This window comes from uncultured Ruegeria sp., assembly GCF_947489545.1.
GTDB lineage: Bacteria > Pseudomonadota > Alphaproteobacteria > Rhodobacterales > Rhodobacteraceae > Ruegeria.
In genome coordinates, this window is sequence record NZ_CANLDZ010000051.1 from 1 (window position 1) to 2,500 (window position 2,500).

The window sequence follows — 2,500 nt, forward strand, 5'->3', positions numbered from 1 at the left end:
TGGTTTCGGGGAGTAGGATTTGAACCTACGTTCCAGCGCTTTGCGCGTTCGTCAGGCAATCGATCCACTGGATTGATTTCTATTCTTCCTCACCCTTCAGGTTATGAGCCTGACGAGGTTTGATCGTTGAGCAAACAGTCCATTGGACTGTTTGTAGATCGAACGGGCTGTTTGGATTTTGGTTGCGGGGAGAGGATTTGAACCTCTGACCTTCAGGTTATGAGCCTGACGAGCTACCGGACTGCTCCACCCCGCGCCAGGTGTTTTTCTATCATCGTTTAGAGAGAAGGGGGATTTTTCTAGGTTTGGCGGTGACCTACTCTCCCGGGGCTTAAGCCCAAGTACCATTGGCGCGGCAGTGCTTAACTTCCGGGTTCGGGATGGGACCGGGTGTTTCACTTGCGCTATGACCACCAAACCGAGGAAAAGCCCCCCGTCGCTCTTTTTGCTTTGCAAAAAGGCGACGCGCGGCAGGCAGCGTATTCGTTTACGAATGCGCGTTGCCGCACGGTTGTTGTTTCAATCAACACCGCAGCGTGTTGCTACGAAGTTATCCATGTTTAATGAGGTGTATGTTTTTGATTTGTCTTTCCATTACTGGATCAAATCAAGCCTATCGGGCGATTAGTACCGGTCAACTGAACGCATTACTGCGCTTACATCTCCGGCCTATTGACGTGGTGGTCTTCCACGGCCCTCAGGGAGACCTTGTTTTGAGGGGGGCTTCCCGCTTAGATGCCTTCAGCGGTTATCCTGTCCGATCATAGCTACCCAGCACTGCCGTTGGCACGACAACTGGTCCACCAGTGGATCGTTCACCCCGGTCCTCTCGTACTAGGGGCAACTCCTCTCAAGTCTCCTACACCCACGGCAGATAGGGACCGAACTGTCTCACGACGTTCTAAACCCAGCTCACGTACCTCTTTAAACGGCGAACAGCCGTACCCTTGGGACCTGCTCCAGCCCCAGGATGAGATGAGCCGACATCGAGGTGCCAAACACTGCCGTCGATATGGACTCTTGGGCAGTATCAGCCTGTTATCCCCGGCGTACCTTTTATCCGTTGAGCGATGGCCCTTCCACTCGGGACCACCGGATCACTATGGCCGTCTTTCGACTCTGCTCGACTTGTCAGTCTCGCAGTCAGGCTGGCTTCTGCCATTGCACTCAACGAGCGATTTCCGACCGCTCTGAGCCAACCTTCGCGCGCCTCCGTTACGCTTTAGGAGGCGACCGCCCCAGTCAAACTACCCGCCACGCAGGGTCCCGGATCCGGATAACGGACCGCGGTTAGACATCAAGAGTGCGAAGGGTGGTATCTCAAGGGAGGCTCCACAAAGACTTGCGTCTCTGCTTCAAAGCCCACCACCTATCCTGCACATCACAATCCTGATGCCAGTGCGAAGCTGTAGTAAAGGTGCACGGGGTCTTTCCGTCTAACCGCGGGAAGCCTGCATCTTGACAGGCAATTCAATTTCGCTGAGTCGATGTTGGAGACAGCGGGGAAGTCGTTACGCCATTCGTGCAGGTCGGAACTTACCCGACAAGGAATTTCGCTACCTTAGGACCGTTATAGTTACGGCCGCCGTTTACCTGGGCTTCAATTCAAGGCTCTCACCTCTCCTTTTAACCTTCAGGCACCGGGCAGGCGTCAGACCCTATACGTCGTCTTGCGACTTCGCAGAGCCCTGTGTTTTTAATAAACAGTCGCCACCCCCTGGTTTGTGCCCCCAGCCCCTAGTTGCCTAGGAACCGGGCCTCCTTCTCGCGAACTTACGGAGGTATTTTGCCGAGTTCCTTCAACATCGTTCTCTCAAGCGCCTTGGTATGCTCTACCAGTCCACCTGTGTCGGTTTAGGGTACGGTCTGATAGGAGGGCTATTTCCAGGAACCTCTCAGCAGCCCATTCAATCCAATAAGGATGAACTACCTCTGAGATCCGTCACCACTCCACGGCCTAGGAATATTAACCTAGTTCCCATCGCCTACGCCTTTCGGCCTCGGCTTAGGGGCCGGCTTACCCTGCTCAGATTAGCTTTAAGCAGGAACCCTTGGACTTTCGGCGAGAGTGTCTCTCACACTCTTTGTCGCTACTCATGTCATCATTCTCACTAGTGATCTCTCCACCGGATGGCTCACGCCCCGGCTTCATCGAAAGCACCTTATCTTGCGCTACCGCCTATTCGGCTACTTGAGCGCGATTGCTCGCGTCAAATGACCGGCGATAATACAAGATAAGTGCTATGTCACACTACGCTCTGCTACCATGCCTTACGGCATCCTAGACTTCGGCTCATGGCTTGAGCCCCGTTACATCTTCGCCGCAGGACAACTTATTTAGACCAGTGAGCTGTTACGCTATCTTTAAAGGATGGCTGCTTCTAAGCCAACCTCCTGGTTGTTTTGGTCGTCCCACCTGCTTTCCCACTTAGCCATGAATTGGGGGCCTTAGTCGTAGGTCAGGGTTGTTTCCCTCTCCACTACGGACGTTAGCATCCGC

The 2,500-nt window shown here is 53.9% G+C and carries 1 tRNA gene and 2 rRNA genes (1 of these 3 cut by a window edge); all 3 read right to left on the reverse strand.

The annotated features are described in order from the left end of the window. Nucleotides 1-179 precede the first annotated feature (179 nt). Nucleotides 180-256: transfer RNA gene (locus Q1B13_RS26455), tRNA-Met, on the reverse strand. A gap of 47 nt (nucleotides 257-303) precedes the next feature. After that, a 5S ribosomal RNA gene (gene rrf, locus Q1B13_RS26460) occupies nucleotides 304-418 on the reverse strand. Between the two features lie 185 nt (nucleotides 419-603). Continuing rightward, nucleotides 604-2,500: ribosomal RNA gene (locus Q1B13_RS26465) — 23S ribosomal RNA — on the reverse strand; it runs 970 nt beyond the window's last position.